Origin of the sequence: Rhodoflexus caldus, from assembly GCF_021206925.1 — a bacterium.
GTDB classification, from domain to species: Bacteria; Bacteroidota; Bacteroidia; order Cytophagales; family Thermoflexibacteraceae; genus Rhodoflexus; species Rhodoflexus caldus.
Map to the genome: position 1 here is coordinate 205,168 of NZ_JAJPRF010000003.1, position 18,746 is coordinate 223,913.

Genomic DNA, 18,746 nt, shown 5'->3' on the forward strand with positions numbered 1-18,746 from the left:
CGTTACTGATACTTCTTCATTTCCTCTTCCCGAAGTGCACGGCGCAGGATTTTGCCCACATTGGTTTTTGGCAACTCCGTGCGGAACTCAATATGTTTCGGAAGTTTGTAATTGGTGAAGTTCTCTTTGCAGTATTCACGCAGTTCTTCCTCTGTAAGCGACTGGTCGCGCTTGACTACAAATATTTTTACCGCTTCGGTAGATTTAGGGTCAGGTACGCCAATGGCAGCTACTTCCAGCACTTTCGGGTGCAGGGCTACCACGTCTTCAATTTCGTTAGGATATACATTGAAGCCCGAAACGAGAATCATTTCCTTTTTCCTGTCCACAATTTTGAAGTAGCCACCGGGTAATTCAATCCCGATATCGCCTGTGGCTAACCAGCCGTCCTTAATCACTTTGTCGGTTTCTTCGGGGCGCTGCCAGTAGCCCGCCATAATTTGCGGCCCGTATGCCCAAATTTCGCCCGGCTCGCCAAAGGGGGCAGTGCTGCCGTCTTCCTGTACAATTTTAAGTATAGTGGAAGGCAGCGGAATGCCAATGGTGCCTATTCGGCCTGTACCGTCGGTAGGGTTGCAGGAAAGCACGGGAGAACTTTCAGTAAGTCCGTAGCCTTCTGCCAATACACAGCCTGTTACTTTGCGCCAGTTTTCGGCTACTACTGCCTGCACGGCCATGCCGCCGCCAACAGATACTTTCAACTTGGAAAAATCTAATTGACGGAACTCGGGCTGATTGAGCAGGCCGTTGAAAAGCGTATTGACACCGGTGATGGCCGTAAACGGATATTTTGCCAAATCTTTGATAAAGGCTTTCATATCGCGCGGATTGGTAATCAGCAGGTTTGTGCCGCCCATCATAAAAAAGCCGAAGCAGTTCACTGTCAGTGAGAAAATATGATACAGCGGCAGGGCTGTTACAATCAGTTCTTTGCCTAATTCCAACGAAACCTCCATGGCGGCACGCATCTGCGCCACATTGGCGGTAATATTCCGATGCGTGAGCATGGCACCTTTTGAAACGCCCGTAGTGCCACCTGTGTATTGGATAAATGCAATATCGGAAGGTTGGATGGAGGGTTTGCTGAAAGTCAGTCGCGCACCTTCGGACAGTGCATCGCGGAGTGCCACAGCCTTGGGAATGTTGTAGGCAGGCACCATTTTTTTAACATATTTCACTACCGAATTGACAATCAGCCGCTTCGGGAAAGGCAAAAAATCGCCGATTTCCGAAATGATGACATGCTCGAGTGCCGGCGTATGGGGCAGCACTTTTTCCAGCACGGAAGCAAAGTTGGCAAGGATAACAATTGCTTTTGCGCCGGAGTCGTTGAACTGATGCTCCATTTCGCGCGGGGTGTAAAGCGGGTTGGTATTAACCACTACCATGCCTGCACGCAAAATACCGAACATCACAACGGGGTAAGCCATTACGTTGGGCATCTGAATGGCAACGCGGTCGCCTTTTTTCAGAGTAGTTTTGTTTTGCAGGTAGGCGGCAAATTGGGCGGAAAGTTCATCTATCTCTTGGAAAGTCAATGGCTTGTCCATGTGGATAAACGCCGGATTTTTCGCGTATTGCGCAAAAGCAGTTTCCAGCATGGCAGGGATAGAGGAGAACTCATCAGGGTTGATTTCGTGAGGCATCCGCGCCGGATAGCTCTCAAACCATGGATATTGCTGATTCATTGGCTTATATTCAATGTTTTCATTTTCAACGGGTCGGTCGCTAAGTTAAGCATTTCAGTGTCTGTTTGTACGGGTTGCTAATGGATAATGCGCTCATCGGCAGGTTTATCTACCTGTGGGGTCTGTCCGCCGCGGAGTACGGAGTTGCCGTTGAATCGCTGTGTTTGGTCAATAGATACGCCCGCTAACCAATCCGATTCGTTGAACTGCCCGCTTTGCCCGAAAGCCAGCAGTGCGTTCTGATAGCAAACTTTGTGTACATCGGCTTCGCTGATACCGCGTTCCAGCATCAGGGAAGCGGTTTTGGGCACTGCCAGCGGGTCGCTTACCCCCCAGTCGGCGGCGCTGTTCACAAAAATACGCTCCGAACCGTACTGCTGTACAACGGCTACCATGCGCTCATTGCCCATTTTTGTGTGTGGATAAATGGTAAATGCTGCCCAAAAGCCTCGCTCGAGCACTTCGCGAACGGTTTCTTCGTTGTTGTGGTCAACAATCACTTTTTCGGGAGAAAGACCGTGCTCTATACACAAATCCATGCTGCGGCTGGTGCCGTGTTTCTTGTCGCGATGTGGCGTGTGGATTTGTACCAGCAGGTCTAACTCTTTTGCCATTTCCAACTGCGCGCGGAAATATTTTTCCTCAGCGGGGGTTTGGTCATCAAAGCCGATTTCACCAATACCCAGCACGCCTTCTTTCATCAGGAAGAGCGGCAAAAGTTCCATTACTTGCTCGGCGAGGGCTTCGTTGTTGGCTTCGCGGGAGTTCAGCCCGACGGTGCAGTAGTGGCGAATCCCAAACTGACTGGCGCGGAAACGCTCCCAACCGACCAGCATACTGAGGTAGTCTTTGTAAGTACCGACTTCGGTGCGAGGTTGCCCTTGCCAAAAGGCAGGTTCAATAATGGCTACGATGCCTGCCGCCCGCATGGCCTGATAGTCGTCGGTGGTGCGGGAAACCATGTGTATATGGGGGTCTATGAACAGCATATGAATGGGATGTAAAAATAGCGCACCGCAAAATACACAATTCATAAAAAAAGCCACTCCGTTTGCGGAATGGCTGCGTGACCCCGACGGGAATCGAACCCATATCAAAAGTTTAGGAAACTTCTATTCTATCCGTTGAACTACGGGGTCGGTGAAGCAAAATTATTGAAATTGTACTATATTTAAAAGTTCAAGAGGCGTATGGCTGCCCGCATCCACAGCGGCTGCCGATATATCCGCCCATTTGTTATGTATGAAGAAGCAAAAACCCAAAGCAAAGAAAAATAAACTTAAGGCGCACAACTACGACCCTCGCCAACTGCAACACCAACTTATCGATTTATTTGAGCGTTCCAGAAATGCCACCTATACCATCAAGCAAATTTTCAAGAAACTACATGCCCAAGACCTGCAAGCGCGTGCAGTAGTGGAGTCCATGATTGACTCGCTGGTGCGCAAAGAGATTTTGCAGCGCAACGGGCAAGTGGTTTACCTGACCAAAAAGGGGGCACAGGAAAAAGAAACACTGACGGGCAGGGTGGATTACGTAAATCCTGAATTTTTGTTCGTGGTAAGCGAAGACGGCAGTTTTCCCGATATCCGCGTCAGTCGCCGCCATGCCGGCACTGCCCTCGATGGCGATACGGTGCGCGTGCAAATTCACCGCTACAACCAAAGCGACCGCCCCGAAGGCGAAATTGTAGAAATAGTACAGCGTTTTCGCTCCGATTTTGTGGGTGTTATCGAGCTATCCCCGCGTTTTGCTTTTGTCATCCCCGACAAGCGCAAAATGTATCACGACATATTCGTTCGCCTGAGCGATACCAAAGGCGCAAAGCACGGCGAAAAGGTCGTTGCCGCTATCACCGGCTGGGACGAAGCAGGTAAAAACCCCTTTGGCATTGTTACCAAAGTGCTGGGCAGGGCAGGCGAGCACGAAACCGAGATGCACTCCATTATGGCAGAGTATGACTTGCCGATGGAGTTTCCCGAAGAGGTAATAGCAGAGGCCGAGCAAATCAGTGAGGCTATTCATGCCAAAGAAATTGCCAAACGCCGCGATTTCAGAGGGGTGCCAACCTTTACCATTGACCCCGAAGATGCGCAGGATTTTGATGATGCGCTGTCGTTTCGCAAGTTGGAAAACGGCAATTATGAAATAGGTGTGCACATAGCCGATGTTACGCACTACGTACTTCCGGGAACGCTCATTGAACGAGAGGCGTATCGCCGTGCCACATCGGTTTACTTAGTGGACAGGTGCGTGCCCATGTTGCCCGAAAAGTTGTCCAACAAACTCTGTTCGCTGCGCCCCAATGAAGAAAAACTTACGTTTTCTGCCGTTTTTGAAATTACGGAGCGCGGACGAATCGTAAGTGAGTGGTTCGGCAGAACGGTTATTTACTCGCAGCGCCGTTTTACCTACGAAGAAGCACAGCAGGTAATAGAAACCGGTCAGGGCGATTTTGCCGAAGAAATTCTGACCTTGAACAAACTCGCCAAGTTGTTTCAGCGCAAGCGAGTGCAAGCCGGTGCTATTTTGTTTGAAACAACAGAAGTGAAATTCCGCTTAGACGAACGGAAAAAGCCGATTGAAATTTTCACCAAAGTGCGCAAAGATGCGCATAAACTCATCGAGGAGTTTATGCTGCTTGCCAACAGGCAAGTTGCCGAGTTTGTGTATCAGATGCGGAAGGGCAAAGATCGCAACGTTATGGTATATCGCACCCACGACAAGCCCGATGAGGAAAAAATAGAGAACTTTGCCAATTTCGCCAAGCAGTTTGGGCATAGCATCAAAATCGGTGATAAAGAACTTGCCAAATCGTTGAACGAGCTTTCGTTACTGGTTGAGGGCAGACCAGAACAAAACGTGCTGCAACATTTGGCCATTCGCGCGATGGCAAAGGCCAAGTACACTACCGACCCGCTGCCGCACTTCGGGTTGGCGTTCAAGCACTATTCGCACTTTACCTCACCTATCAGGCGCTACCCCGATATGATGGCGCACCGCCTGTTGCAACACTATCTGGACGGCGGCGAGCCTGTCAATCGCACAGAGTATGAGGAACGCTGCAAGCACAGCAGTGCCATGGAGAAACGCGCCGCAGATGCCGAGCGTGCCAGCATTAAGTACAAACAGGTAGAACTCATCCAAGACCTGCAAAAAGCCGGGCAGTTGCGGGGTAAACTGCTTACGGGCGTAGTTACAGGCGTTACCGAATGGGGTGTTTACGTAGAACTCACCGACACCCGATGCGAAGGCATGGTGCGCATGAGCGACATTCCGGGCGACTACTACGAGCACGATGCGAAAAACTACTGTGCAGTCGGCAGGAGGTATGGCCGCACGATTCGCTTAGGCGACCAAGTGCAGGTGCGCATCAAAGCCACTAACCTCGAGAAGCGCACCATTGACTTTTTTATGGAAGAGTTTTAAAACTTGTTACCGAAACTTTGGCGCAAATCAGGTCTTTTATTTTCTCAAACTGCGGCAGGATTGTTCGCGCATAGTTCGTGAATTTTTCGGCCAGCGTAGTGCCGGGTTGCGTGCGTGTAACGGAAAAAACGCCATGCCATGTGGCTACCGTGCGGTCTTTGTTTTCATAAACCAGCCAAAGCATCAGTACAAACTGTTCTTTAAGCTGCGAGGGTAGCGGTGCAAAAAAAGGAACGTCAATGTAGCTGTGTTGCGGCAAATGATTTTCTTTTGGCAGTAATTCTGTCTCTTTACTGAGGCACAGATGACAAAACAGGGGCAAAAATTCATTTTCGGCTAATTGCTCGCAGGCTTTGCAACGCATTGCCAGCACGTCAATTTGTTGGTCGGTCATGATGGTTCAATGGTATAAAAAAATAACAAGGTAAGGGTGAAAAAACAGGCAGCACATAAAGTTACGCTAAGTTGGCCAATAATCGGAGTAGCCGCGATGGTTTTATTTTTGCTGACTGTTGTAAGTTGCTCCCATTCGCAATCGTCTGAAAAAAAGAAAGTTGTCGGCCACGTGGAAGCAGAAAAGCCGCGTTTCCGCATCGTTCCCCCGCGAACGCCGCTGCAAAACAACGACTCCGATACACTCACGCTGCATGTAATAGACAGCGCCATTGAAAAGTTTCGCGCAAAATGGCTGATTGGCGGGCTTTCGCTGGCAATTGCCAAAGACGGGCGGCTGGTGTATGCCAAGGGCTTCGGCTATGCCAATCAGGAAAAGCGGGAGGCCATGACACCGCAGCATCGCTTCCGAATAGCGAGTGTGTCTAAACTGATTACTGCCGCCGCCATTATGCAAATGGCGGAACAAGGCAAGTTGAAACTGACCGATAAAGTTTTCGGAGCATCGGGTATTCTTTCCGACAGCCTTTATCTGAACGCCAAAGACAAGCGAGTGTATCAGATAGAAATCAGGCATTTGCTTCAACACACAGGGGGCTGGAAAAATGCTTTCCGTGCCGACCCGATGTTTATTCCGTTAGAAGTAGCCGCCTACATGCGAACAAAACCGCCGATTGACTTAGACGTGATTATCCGATTCATGCTGTCGCAAAAAATGCTGGCCGAGCCGGGCGAGTTTTTTGACTATTCAAATTTTGGCTACTGCCTGCTGGGGCGCGTTATTGAGAAGGTAAGCGGGCAAAGTTATGAGCGCTATGTGCAGGAGAATTTGTTAGCGCCTTTGGGCATTCGGCAGATGCAAATCGGTAACAACCGCTACGAAGAACAACTGCCCAACGAAGTAACCTATTACGACCACTCGGGCGCATCGCTGAAACCCGATATCAGCGGCAGCGGCAACAAGGTTTCGCGCCCCTACGGCGGAACAGACGTTAAAATGCTCGGTGCGGCGGGTGGCTGGATTGCCTCATCCGTAGAACTTTTGCGGCTCACCCTTTCATTGGACGGCATGGCAACCGTTCCCGATATTTTATCGCAGGAAAGTATCCGCCAAATGACCTGCAATTCGGGTAATTGGGTACAGGACAGCACCCGCTGCCTTGAAATCGGTTGGCGCTATTGCAACCCGCAGGAGTGGGTACGCACCGGCTATTTCGGCGGCACCCATGCCGTTATCTGTCGCCGCAGCGATGGCATTACGTGGGTGTTGCTTACCAATCAGAGTTCATGGCGCGGCCCTTATTTCAGTTTTGAAGTACTGCCCGAAATGGAGCGCATACTGTCGGCGGTGCAAATATTCCCGCAGCGCGATTTGTTCGGGCGGGAAATTTTGCCATAGGCAACAGACAAAGTGCGGGGCGTTTCGGAATGCGGAGTGTACACAAACCTGTTATTCAATGATTGATACAAGAAATCTTCCAAGCCACTTGCGCTTTTGTATAAATGCCTTACCGTAGATTAGCTGCTCCCAAACGTATGATAAATTTTGTCCCCTCGCCCGGTTTGCTTTCTACGCTGATTTCGCCACCCATTTCTTCTATCTGATTTTTGGTAATGTACAAACCGATGCCTTTGGCATCCTTATTTCCGTGGAAGGTTTTGTACATGCCGAAAAGTTTGTCTCCATAGCGTTCCAAATCTATTCCGATGCCATTATCGGCAATTTCTAACCAGACGTTGCCCTCGTGCACATAGGCGGAAATATGGACGAAGGGTTTTCTTTGAGGGTGGCGGTATTTAATGGCGTTGGTAATAAAATTCAGCGCAATGCTGTCTAAGTAGGCGGCTTTGTAGTCTAAGGTCAGGTTGTCGGGTATATCTACCCGAATGGCTACGGCCTTTTGTTGAATTTTGGCAGCCAGTGATTCAATAACACTTTCAATGTGATTTTTCAGGTTGAGGGTGCGCACGGTATCATCCTTTCCTGCATCTACGATTTCGTTCAGGTCTGCTATGGTACGCATCAGTTGTGCAGAGGCTTTTTCCAAGTATTCCGACAACTGCTTTTTTTCTGCCTCGTCCTGTGTGTCGCCTATCATCCGAATCAGCGCGGAGATGTTGCCTGCATGTGAACGCAAGTTATGCGATACGATGTGGGCAAAATGTTCCAGCCGTGCCTTCCGGTCAAGTGCTACTTTAATAGTTGCTTGCAACTGATTTTCTCGGGCTTTTAGCTCGGTGATATTGGTCAGCGAGGAAACGGTAGCCATGATTGTTTTGCCGTCCTCCTCCGTAACGGGTACGCAGTTAACCAATATCCATATCATTTGCTCGTTTGTTTTTTGCACTCCGATAATGTTGTTAAAAACAGGGAGGCCGTTTTTTAGTACGCACATAGACGGGTATTCATCTTGCGGATATTCGGTGCCGTCTTCGCGAACAGTCTTTAATTCGGAAAAGTTGAGCAAGTTGGCTGCATTTTGCTCTAATTCCAGCATTTCTGCCGCTGCATGGTTGTAGAAAATAACCTTGCCGCTTTTATCTCGCATGATAATGCCGTCGGTGGTGGCTTCAATAATGGATTGATTAATTTTTTGCAGCCGGTCGCGTTCTTGGAAGGCCTGCATCCGCATAGTAATGTCACGTGCCGTGGCATAAATCAAACCCTGCTTTGCCAATAACTTCCATTCTATGGTGCAGTAGGTACCTTTTTTACTTTTATAGCCTATGGTAAACTCTGCAACGGCATCCTCCCGCTTTAACTGCCCGAATGCTTCCCGTACTTTTGTGCAGTCGTTGGGATGGATAAAGTCAAAGAATTTATATTGTTGCAGCTCGGTTTTGGAATACCCCAATGACTGCTCCCATTGCGTATTAACCCGCAAAAGTTGCCCGTCCATGTCCATAATTGCCAGCAAATCCAGATTGACATCAAAATAGTTCTCAAACAATTGCCGTTCTATTCGTGTAGCGGCTTCTGCTTCTTTGAGATGTGTAATGTCCACATGGCAGCCGATGAGTTTAACAGGTTTCCGCTCATCATCCCACTCAATGATTCCGCCCGTGCAGTTTACCCACACAATAGCGCCGTTTTTATGAATGTAGCGCACCTCTACTGAAAACGGCTGTTTGCCGCCATTTTCCATGTGCTTGACTACTTCGCTGTCAAATCTGGCCAAATCTTCCGGTATAATCAGGCTGCGGATGGTTTCCGCTTTTTCGTCCAATTCACCCTCGGCGTAGCCAAAGGTTTCCTTAAATTTTCGGCTCAGATAAACGGTCTGATTTTGAATGTTCCACTCCCAATAACCTGCCAGAATCTCTTCCAGAATGGTTTGATGGGTCATCAGATGGTGTATTGCCGGCATCTTTTGAAATTGATATGTTTAGGTTCAAACAGCTAATCAGTCATACGTCAAACACCGCATTTGTGTTATATCAGCTGCAAAACTGCATAAACTTTTGCGCATCAAGGCTTGAAAGCGTATTTTACGGTTCAAATTCAGACATTTACACAATTGTATTGCATTAAAAACACTTCGCGATGACACCTTTTTACCGTAAATCACTCTTGCGCGGTTTGTTGGGCGTATCGTTGTTCATGGCGGGCTACGCACCTGCTGTGGCACAGCGGAAACCACAAAACAATGCTCCGGCAACACCCGCGCCTACTCCGGCAGCTCGCCGCATGGAAGCCTTCAAACTCCGCCATCAGTTGCAGGAAAGTTCTATTGTTGCCAATGTACCTTTTAAAAACATAGGCCCAACGGTGATGAGCGGACGCGTAACCGATGTAGATGTTTGTCCGGCAGACCCTTCTCAGTTCTTGGTTGCTTACGCTTCGGGCGGTCTGTGGCATACAACCTCCAACGGCACACAGATGACCCCTGTTTTTGATACACAGGCGAGCATGACCATTGGCGATATTGCCGTACAGTGGCAGGGAACGACACCCGCCGTTATATGGGTAGGTACAGGCGAAAACAATTCCAGCCGCTCTTCCTATGCCGGCACGGGCATATACAAAAGCACCAACGGCGGTAAAACATGGGAACATTTAGGATTGGAAGAATCGCAGCACATCGGGCGCATTGTTTTGCACCCAACCGACCCGAATACGGTATGGGTAGCTGCTTTGGGGCATCTGTATTCGCCCAACCCCGACAGAGGCATTTACAAAACCACTGACGGCGGCAAAACATGGCAGAAAACACTGTTTGTGGACAATAACACAGGTGCAATTGATTTGGTAATAGATCCGACCAATCCACAGGTACTTTACGCTGCCATGTGGGAGCGCAGTCGCCAAGCATGGGACTTTAAAGGCTCCGGCAAAGGTTCGGGTATTTACAAAAGTACCGACGGCGGCGCAACTTGGACGAAGCTCAATACCGACGGTAGTGGCTTCCCCAACACCGACGGTACAGGTCGCATCGGCTTGGACGTTTTTGCAGGCAATCCAAATATTATTTATGCCGTTTTAGACAATCAGGACAGCCGCCCTGCCGAAAAACCGACGGGCAAAGAAGTTATCAAGCCTTCCGCTTTTCGCACCATGACGGCAGAGGAATTTGCCAAACTGCCCGATGAAGACCTGCAAGCCTACTTTGAGCGCTACGGCATCCCTTCTAAATACACGCCCAAATCGGTTAAACAAGACATTGCCAACAAAAAATATCCCGTAAAGGCACTTGCCGATTTTATCAATGCCAACGACGATTTGTTTGAAATTGAAGTAAAGGGTGCAGAAGTGTATCGTTCGGACGACGGCGGTAAAACATGGCGCAAAACACATGACAAACCCTTAGACGGCCTTGTGTTTACCTATGGCTATTATTTCAGCCAAATCCGCATAGACAGCAAAAACCCCGATAAAATCTATACCATGGGTGTGCCTGTGATTAAGTCGGAAGACGGCGGCAAAACTTGGAAAGCCATGAACAGCGACAATGTTCATGCCGACCACCATGCCCTCTGGTTGAATCCCAACCGCCCCGGACACATGATTTTGGGCAACGACGGCGGTATCAACATCAGCTACAACGACGGCGAAACATGGCAAAAAATGAATAACGTTCCTGTGGGACAGTTTTATGCCATCAATGTGGATATGGCGCAGCCTTTCAATGTTTACGGCGGCTTGCAGGACAACGGCGTTTGGGTAGGCCCAAGCACTTACCGCCACAGCTTAGACTGGCACGATACAGGCCGTTATCCGTATCAGATGCTGATAGGCGGCGATGGTATGCAGGTGGAAATTGACACGCGCGACAATGCAACGGTTTACACAGGTTTTCAGTTTGGCAACTATTTCCGCATTAATACCAAAACGGGCGAGCGCAAATTCATTACTCCGCGCCACGATTTGGGCGAAACCCCTTACCGATGGAACTGGCAAACGCCTATTCACCTTTCCCGCCACAATCAGGACATTTTATACATGGGTTCGCACCGCTTCCACCGTTCATTGGACAAAGGCGAAACCATGCAAACACTTTCCGGCGACCTGACCGCAGGCGGCATTAAAGGCAACGTCCCTTACGGTTCACTGACAACCATTGACGAGTCGCCTCGCCGTTTTGGGTTGCTCTACACCGGCTCCGATGACGGTTTGGTGCATGTGTCCAAAGACGGCGGTTATACATGGACGCGCATTTCGGACAAATTGCCGCAAAAACTTTGGGTAAGCCGCGTAATAGCCTCACACCATGCCGAAGGTCGGGTGTTTGTGTCGCTCAATGGCTATCGCTATGACCATTTTGACCCGTATTTGTATGTTTCCGAAGACTACGGACAAACGTGGACGCGTTTAGGCGGCAATCTGCCCGCCGAACCTATCAACGTAGTGCGGGAAGACCCTGTCAATGACCAGATTCTGTACGTGGGTACCGATAACGGGGTGTATATTTCCTTTGACCGCGGTGTTTCGTTTGCTGCCATGAGCAACGGGCTGCCTGCCGTTGCCGTACACGACCTGCGCATCCATCCTCGCGACAAACAACTGGTTGTAGGTACGCATGGGCGCTCTATTTTCACTGCCGACGTACAGCATATCCAGCAGATAGACCAGCAGATGATAACAAAAGCCTTGCACTTGTTCCCCGTACAGGCTATTACTGCATCGGAGGCATGGGGGCGGCCGCGCAACTTTGCCGAAGCGATTTCACCTGAGCGGCAAATTGTTTTCTATCTTAATTATGCGATTAAAAATGCCATCAGCAATATCCGTATTCTGTCAGCAGGTGGCGTAGTGCTGCATGAAATGACAGACGAAAGCGAGGCCGGTATCAATATCGTAAACTATGACCTGACTATGAATGAAAAAGCCGTTGCAGATTTGCAGAAGGAAATGCAGACCAAAGCTAAAGACGGCAAAGAAGTTAAAATCGGTGCAGCGGGCAACGGCAAATACTACCTGCCGGTGGGTGAATATACCGTTGAAGTTCGCGCCGGTGAATCGGTAGAAAAACAAACACTCAAAGTAGAAGCTCCGCGCAGTGGCGGCGGTCGTCGCGGCGAGCCTTCCGCCGAACCTCACGAAGAGGACTAATCGGATACAGTTTTAAACCTGACAGGTTTCCAAAGCCTGTCAGGTTTGTACATGACTAAGAAAATCAGCGTTTATCCATGGTATCCGCCAAAAATCCGTGTTCCCAAAGAACCCAACATCAGTACTTAAAATTGTAAGAAACAGCCGGCACGAACGAGCCTACGACGGAAAACCGAACTGCTTCCGTATTTATCGGTGTATCGGGGTTTTGGCGGAAGTAGATAGCAAACGGATTGCGGCGGTTATAGGCATTATACACAGAAAGAACCCAGTAGCTTTCCCACCGCTGTTCAGGCTTTTTCTTCTTGTTGTATTTGGTAACGGACAAATCTAAGCGATGGTAGGGCGCAATGCGCACGTTATTGCGGCTGTTGTCCACATTGTGCGGAATAATTAACCCCTGCACTTCGTAGCGCCCCGTCGGGAAAGTTACAGGCGTCCCCGTTTGGAAAACAAAGTTTGCAGCAAATTGCCAGTATTTATTCCGCTCATAGGCTACAGAAATATTGCCGTTGTGTCGGCGGTCAAACCGATTGGGAAACCATTGGTTGCTGTTGATACCCTCCACTTTGCGCTCTGAATTGGCAAGCGTGTAACTAACCCATCCGGTGAGTTGTCCTTTGGTTTTGCGTACATAAAACTCCGCGCCGTATGCTCTGCCAATGCCTTGCACCAAGTCGCCCTCAATGAACTTATTGAGCAGCAGGTCTGCATTGTCAATATAGTCTAACTGATTTTGCAGCGATTTGTAATACACTTCCACCGAGGTTTCAAACATGTTGTCCTTAAAGTTGCGGAAGTAGCCCAGAGCTACTTGGTCGGCTAATTGCGGTCGGATATTATTCGTGCTGGGTGTCCATACATCAAGCGGCGTGGAAGCTGCCGTATTGGATACCAAGTGGATATACTGCGCCATGCGGTTATAGCTCGCTTTCAACGAACTTGTCGGAGAAAGCCCCAAATTCATGGAAAATCGCGGTTCTATATTGCCGTATTGCTGAATGGTTTCAAACTGCCCGAAATTTCGTATCTCCACAGGCAGGCGGCGAGTATTGGGCGGTGCCTCCCCGAAATAATAGGCTTCGCCGCGCCCCATATAGTTAAACATGGAATAGCGGAAACCATATTGTACGGTGAGTTTTTCACTCAACTTCTGTTCGTTGTCAAAATAAATACCCGATTCAAGCGCGTATTTGCTGTCCAAACTGATGTCGCTGGTGCGGTCTGCACTGCTGATAACTGCTTTTCCGGGGCGGAAATCGTATAAAATTGTTTGCAGGCCAAATTTCAGGGTGTTATTGGCATTCAGATAATAGGTAAAATCGGGTTTAAGGCTGTAGTTGATAATATTGGAGCGCCAGTCAAATCGGGAGCCTTGAACGCCCGAATCGCGGAAGCCAATCAGGTAGTCGTAATTGCTGTAAAACGCCGTCAGGTTCATAAATAAACGGTCAGAGTAGAGGTGATTCCATCGGAAAGTGGTTGTAGCATTACCCCAGTTGAAATCGAACCCGCTGCCGAAAACATCGCGCCCGAAATACCCCGAAAGGTAGAAGTTGTTGCGGTCGTTGGCCTTCCAATTGACCTTAGCAGTCATATCATAAAAATAAAAACGGCTGTTCCGCAGGTCGTTGTTCAGAAAAGGCTTGGCCAGCACGTCAATGTAAGACCGACGGCCTGCCAAAATAAAAGAGGCTTTGTCTTTTACGATAGGCGCTTCCAAAGTCAGGCGGCTGAAAATAGCTCCAATGCCGCCTTGCATGGCAAATTGCTTGTTGTTGCCTTCTTTGGTGCGCACATCCAAAATAGACGACAGCCTGCCTCCGTAAGGTGAAGGGATGCCGCCTTTAATCAGTTTTACATCTTTGACCGCATCGGGGTTAAACACGGAAAAAAAGCCGAAAAGGTGGGCAGAGTTATATACAGGCGCTTCATCTATCAGCACGAGGTTTTGGTCTATGCTGCCGCCGCGCACGTTGAAGCCGGTTGCTCCTTCGCCTACGGTGCTTACCCCCGGCAACAGTTGAATGCTGCGAATGATATCTACTTCGCCCAAAAAGGCCGGAATGCGCTGAATAGTCTTGATATCCAACTTATTCACACTCATTTCCATGTTTTTTACCGCCGCATCGGCTGCTTCTGCGGTTACAACCACCTCCTGCAATTCAACATTGTCTTCTGTCAGTTCTACGTCTTCTTTGCGGTTGGCCGTCAGTGCTATATTTTTTATAACAGCCTGATAGCCAATAGATGTATAAACAATATCATATGTACCTTTAGGCAGCGTCAGCGAATAAAATCCGTAGGGGTTGGTGGTTGTGCCGGTGGTAGTTCCTTTGATGGCGATATTGACCCCAATCAACGTTTCACCGCTTTTACTGTCTCGTACATAGCCGCTGATGGTAAATTTTTCTTGTGCATACAGGCTTTGGGAGGTGCTTACAATGAGCAAAAACAAAAGCAATGTTTTTATACAAAATCGCATATGGTGATAAAAGTGAGTGATAAATAAATGCTTCACATACATACTGAAAAATTGCCGCATCGGTTGCTTGGCAATTTTTTTTCTCCGAAGTGTGTTTTTGTGATAACTATGCAGTTAAGCATATCAACATAAAAAACCCTTTCCTGTATTGTGTTGTTTTGTTTTTCCTGAAAACTATGAAGTCATTTTTTCTTTTACTGCTCGGTTTTTGTGTTAATTTATTGCATCTACACGCACAAAACGCAACTCCCGTAAGTTGGGCGGCTGCACAAAAAAATCGTCAGGCAACCCTTGTGGTAAACTACTTTCAGTCTCCGATGTTTTCTTACAGTGCTTCTGCCAAAGATGCTCCCAAAGGAATATGTGTGGACTTGATGGAGAGCTTTGCCAAGTATGTAAGTACCAAAAAAGGTGTACAGATTAAGATAGAGTATCACGGCTATGACGGTTTCAGCAAGTTTTATGAGGCCACCAAGAACAGCGCAAACGGCACATTTGGCATTGGCAGCGTTACTATTACGGATGCCCGCAAAAAGGAAGTGCGATTTTCACCGCCGTTTATCAACAGTGCCAACTTTTTGCTTTCCCACAACTCTGTTCCAACGCTCCGCAGAATGGAGCTGATGGCAAAAGATTTTGCCGGCATGACTGCCTATACTGCTAAAAATACGACCAATGCCACCCGCTTAGAAGCCATCAAAAAGCAGTACATGCCAACCATGCAAATCAAATACCTTGAGTCGAGTATTGAGGCCTTACGGGCTGTTGCACGCGACCCCAAAGGATTTACGTACTTAGACTTTGTGTATTACAACGATGCCCTACGCGATAAACTGCCTATCAAACGCCACCCCGCAGGGGATTTTACAGGAGAGGAATTCGGCATTATTATGCCTATGAACTCTGACTGGCAGCCGCTATTGCAGGAATTCTTTTCCGAAAAAGGGGCTAACTATCGCAACAGCAACGAGTATAAGAAATCGCTGAACACTCACTTGGGTGAAAGTGCCGTAAAACTGTTAGAGTCTATTCAGCAGAAAAAATAATTTTTCATGTAGGTCAGGCATCGCGGCGCATAGCTTTCTTGCCAAGCATATACATGCCCAAGCCGAGCAACATAGCTCCAACGGCATATACAATGAGTTCGGAACTATCGCGACCCGGTGCCTGATGTTGTGTGTCCGCTTTTCGGTTGCCAACCACCGTAATTTCTTCTGCCTCATGGCTAAAAATTGTGGCGGTATCTGCCAGTACCGGCACATCTGCTGCATTGTTGGCAATTGCCGGCTCCCTGTCGGTTGCACCAAAGTTAGGCGATATGGCGGGCTTAGTCGTATTTGGAGTAACTGCAGCCTTCGTCATATCTTCGGCTTGCTTACCCATTATATTAAATGCAATACCTGCCAGTGTAAGTAATTTTTGGCTGGCTTGCAGCAATTCATAGTCCTCGCCCAATTCATTTTTTGTGGCGTTATCTGTAACTGCCCAAACAGCATATTGCCCGGCCTTATTTTGGGCGCTGTTAGCTTCAATAATATGTGCAAGTCTTAAAAGCGGCTCGGCAGCTAATTTTCCTACCTCATAGTTTACATATACATCGGGTGCGTTCTTATGCAACTCTCCGCAGAGCGCATTGATGCGCTCATATTTTTTTTGCCGTGGCGCAAGCGTAAAATATCTTGTTTCCGAAACAAGCATGTTCTGTGTGCTGCTGTCCAATGAGAGCAGCATAGTACCGCAGGGCAGCACTAAATGTAAGGTGCTGTCCGTTGTATTTTCAATGCGCACTTCCATGCACTCGCCGAAATGGCTGCTGACGGGATTTGATAATAAGCGGTGCGGATTGTAAGCCCCCCTGATAGCAACACGTATTCTGTTGGACTGTTTTGCGCTCAGTAAACCTAATGTGTCTTTCTTTGTCGGTGCCCAATAGGGTTCTACCCTGCACCATGCAGGCAAAGATGCCATTAGGATAACGAATAGAGCCACAGAGCGTTTCATAAGAAAATATGCAATTTGAGCCTAACTTTACACAAATAGGATTTTAAGCGTTTTTTTAGTTTTTCAACTCTGCGTTTGTTTGCAATCTTCCGCTACCGACCTAAAGGTAAAATTTGACAATATTGATTTTAGATTCATTACTTGCATGACAACTCACCAAGAACAGTTCTGTAAGTATTTATACAGTCAATTCAATCTTGCGGTTGTGCAATTACACAGTAACTACGCATAAATTTAGAAAAAATTGTGCGTTGGTAATAATTGCATAGGAGATTGATAAGCATCGGTATGGTGATATTGATGTAATATTTAGCCGATAAATTTCATAAAATACGGCTTTTTACGGCAAATATTGCATCGGGTAGTTAATGAGATTTGCCAATTGCCTAGCAGGTATCCTAACCAAATAGTGCAATAAAATTTTGTTGGTTATGAATAGGTTAGCTATATTTGCAGTCCTTTTTTAAAACCATTCAAATTAATGGATACCTTAAGTTATAAGACTATCTCGGTAAACAGAGCTTCTGTTACCAAAGATTGGGTTGTTATTGATGCCCAGTCTGCGGTCCTGGGTCGCCTTGCAAGTGAGGTTGCCCGTATCATTCGTGGCAAACATAAGCCCGGCTTTACCCCGAATGTGGACTGTGGAGATAATGTAATTGTCATCAATGCCGATAAGATTCGACTGACCGGCAAAAAATGGACTGACAAGGAGATTATCTCTCACACTGGCTATCCCGGTGGCCAGCGCATCGCCTCTCCTCGCGCAGTTCATGCCAAATCGCCTGTCAAACTGGTTGAGATGGCTGTTCGCGGTATGTTGCCTAAGAATCGTTTAGGCCGTCGTCTTTTTACTAACCTGTATGTATATGCAGGAAACGAACATCCTCACGCAGCCCAGCAACCTAAAGAAATCAAACTCTAATGGAAGTAATCAACACTATCGGCAGAAGAAAAACGGCTGTAGCACGCATCTATGTTTCAGCCGGTTCAGGTAAAATTACCGTTAACCAACGCGAGCTGAAGGACTATTTTCCTTCTGAGATTTTGCAGATTATCGTTAATCAGCCACTGAACACTGTGAATGCTTTGAATGCCTACGACATCAAAGTTAATGTAGCAGGCGGTGGTCTGAAAGGTCAGGCAGAAGCAGTTCGTCTGGCTATCTCACGTGCCTTGTGCGAAGTAACAGCAGAAAACAGACCGGCTTTGAAGAAAGAAGGCTTCCTGACCCGCGACCCTCGCATGGTAGAGCGCAAGAAGTACGGACGCAGAAAAGCTCGCAGAAGATTCCAGTTCAGCAAGCGCTAATCGGATTTATTCGTTGGTTATTATTTTCCACATTCTCAAGAACGGTAATTTATGTCTAACTTAGAATATAAAGACCTTTTGGATGCAGGTGTGCATTTCGGGCACCTGACCCGTAAATGGAATCCTAAAATGGCGCCCTACATCTTCATGGAGCGCAACGGAATCCATATTATTGACCTGAACAAAACGCTGACTGCGCTGGATACAGCTTGCGAAGCAGTGAAGAAAATTGTTCGCTCCGGTCGCAAAGTAATGTTTGTTGCTACCAAGAAGCAGGCTAAGGAGGTAGTAGCTGAAGAGGCACGTCGCCTGAAAATGCCTTACGTAACCGAGCGTTGGCTGGGCGGTATGCTGACTAACTTTACTACTATCCGCAAGTCTTTGAAAAAGCTTTCAAGCATTGAAAAGCTCATTAAAGACGAGAGCAGCTATAACAACTTGGCTAAGCGTGAGCGCCTGATGATAGCTCGCGAGCGCGACAAACTGCAAAGAATTCTGGGCGGAGTTGCCGACCAAGCTCGTCTCCCGGCCGCTTTGTTTGTAGTAGATATCAAGCGCGAGCACATTGCCATTAAGGAAGCTCAAAAGCTGAACATCCCTGTTTTTGCTATTGTGGATACCAACTCCGACCCTAATCAGGTGGACTTCCCTATTCCGGGCAATGACGACGCATTCAAGTCTATTTCTCTGATTACCTCTACATTTGGCAAAGCCATTGAAGAAGCGCTGATGGAGCGTAAGAAAGAAAAAGACGAAAGCAAACTGAAAGACGAAGAAAATCAGAAGCGCGAAATAGACGAAACAACTGTTTCCGTAGATGCTGATGAAGACAACGAATAGTCGGACAGTTAATTAATACACACAAAGAGTGAAAAAGACGCAAGGATTT

The 18,746-nt window shown here is 47.9% G+C and carries 13 protein-coding genes and 1 tRNA gene; 7 read left to right on the forward strand and 7 right to left on the reverse strand.

The features are described 5' to 3' along the window. Nucleotides 1-2: 2 nt before the first annotated feature. The 3 genes from NDK19_RS05110 to NDK19_RS05120 form a co-directional block, all read right to left on the reverse strand. The gene (locus NDK19_RS05110) at nt 3-1,688 is read right to left on the reverse strand and encodes an AMP-binding protein (RefSeq protein ID WP_250630775.1); all 1,686 of its coding nucleotides are present in this window, start codon (nt 1,686-1,688) and stop codon (nt 3-5) included. A gap of 77 nt (nt 1,689-1,765) precedes the next feature. Next, complete coding sequence (locus tag NDK19_RS05115) at nt 1,766-2,677, reverse strand: TatD family hydrolase (RefSeq protein WP_250630776.1); 912 nt, start codon at nt 2,675-2,677, stop codon at nt 1,766-1,768. Nucleotides 2,678-2,755: 78 nt separating this feature from the next. Beyond that, nucleotides 2,756-2,827: transfer RNA gene (locus NDK19_RS05120), tRNA-Arg, on the reverse strand. 103 nt (nt 2,828-2,930) lie between these two features. Here NDK19_RS05120 and rnr point away from each other — a divergent pair. Beyond that, nucleotides 2,931-5,117 carry a ribonuclease R gene (gene rnr / locus NDK19_RS05125; protein WP_250630777.1) on the forward strand — a complete coding sequence of 729 codons (2,187 nt, stop codon included), beginning with the start codon at nt 2,931-2,933 and terminating at the stop codon, nt 5,115-5,117. Here the strand turns inward: rnr and NDK19_RS05130 are convergent. Then, a complete protein-coding gene (locus tag NDK19_RS05130; protein ID WP_250630778.1) occupies nt 5,101-5,511 on the reverse strand; it encodes a hypothetical protein in 411 nt (136 codons plus the stop codon). The two genes, rnr and NDK19_RS05130, sit on opposite strands and share 17 nt — an antisense overlap. Before the next feature lie 96 nt (nt 5,512-5,607). Here NDK19_RS05130 and NDK19_RS05135 point away from each other — a divergent pair, with 96 nt between their 5' ends. Next, complete coding sequence (locus NDK19_RS05135) at nt 5,608-6,909, forward strand: serine hydrolase domain-containing protein (RefSeq protein ID WP_250630779.1); 1,302 nt, start codon at nt 5,608-5,610, stop codon at nt 6,907-6,909. A 109-nt stretch (nt 6,910-7,018) separates the two neighbouring features. Here NDK19_RS05135 and NDK19_RS05140 read toward each other — a convergent pair whose 3' ends face one another. Further along, nucleotides 7,019-8,878, reverse strand: coding sequence for a PAS domain-containing sensor histidine kinase (locus NDK19_RS05140; RefSeq protein WP_250630780.1), 1,860 nt, complete (start codon nt 8,876-8,878; stop codon nt 7,019-7,021). A 176-nt stretch (nt 8,879-9,054) separates the two neighbouring features. Between NDK19_RS05140 and NDK19_RS05145 the strand changes: the two genes are divergently transcribed. After that, nucleotides 9,055-12,060 carry a WD40/YVTN/BNR-like repeat-containing protein gene (locus NDK19_RS05145; RefSeq protein ID WP_250630781.1) on the forward strand — a complete coding sequence of 1,002 codons (3,006 nt, stop codon included), beginning with the start codon at nt 9,055-9,057 and terminating at the stop codon, nt 12,058-12,060. Nucleotides 12,061-12,178: 118 nt separating this feature from the next. On the opposite strand, the gene NDK19_RS05150 is transcribed toward NDK19_RS05145, so the two are convergent. After that, nucleotides 12,179-14,545, reverse strand: coding sequence for a TonB-dependent receptor (locus NDK19_RS05150; protein WP_250630782.1), 2,367 nt, complete (start codon nt 14,543-14,545; stop codon nt 12,179-12,181). Between the two features lie 176 nt (nt 14,546-14,721). Between NDK19_RS05150 and NDK19_RS05155 the strand changes: the two genes are divergently transcribed. After that, entirely contained in the window at nt 14,722-15,591 is an 870-nt protein-coding gene (locus NDK19_RS05155; RefSeq protein ID WP_250630783.1) for a substrate-binding periplasmic protein, read from the forward strand. Nucleotides 15,592-15,604: 13 nt separating this feature from the next. Here NDK19_RS05155 and NDK19_RS05160 read toward each other — a convergent pair whose 3' ends face one another. Further along, the gene (locus tag NDK19_RS05160) at nt 15,605-16,546 is read right to left on the reverse strand and encodes a hypothetical protein (protein ID WP_250630784.1); all 942 of its coding nucleotides are present in this window, start codon (nt 16,544-16,546) and stop codon (nt 15,605-15,607) included. A gap of 481 nt (nt 16,547-17,027) precedes the next feature. Between NDK19_RS05160 and rplM the strand changes: the two genes are divergently transcribed. Genes rplM through rpsB form a run of 3 tightly spaced genes read left to right on the forward strand, consistent with a single transcriptional unit; the run spans nt 17,028 to nt 18,697 of the window. Then, on the forward strand, nt 17,028-17,471 hold the full coding sequence (gene rplM / locus NDK19_RS05165) for a 50S ribosomal protein L13 (RefSeq protein WP_250630785.1): 444 nt from the start codon (nt 17,028-17,030) through the stop codon (nt 17,469-17,471). Next, nucleotides 17,471-17,857, forward strand: a complete 387-nt coding sequence (gene rpsI, locus NDK19_RS05170; protein WP_250630786.1) for a 30S ribosomal protein S9 — start codon at nt 17,471-17,473, stop codon at nt 17,855-17,857. Before rplM ends, rpsI begins: the two co-directional genes overlap by 1 nt. A gap of 51 nt (nt 17,858-17,908) precedes the next feature. Further along, nucleotides 17,909-18,697: a 30S ribosomal protein S2 gene (gene rpsB, locus NDK19_RS05175; protein WP_250630787.1), complete on the forward strand. Its 789-nt coding sequence runs from the start codon at nt 17,909-17,911 to the stop codon at nt 18,695-18,697. Nucleotides 18,698-18,746: the final 49 nt, after the last annotated feature.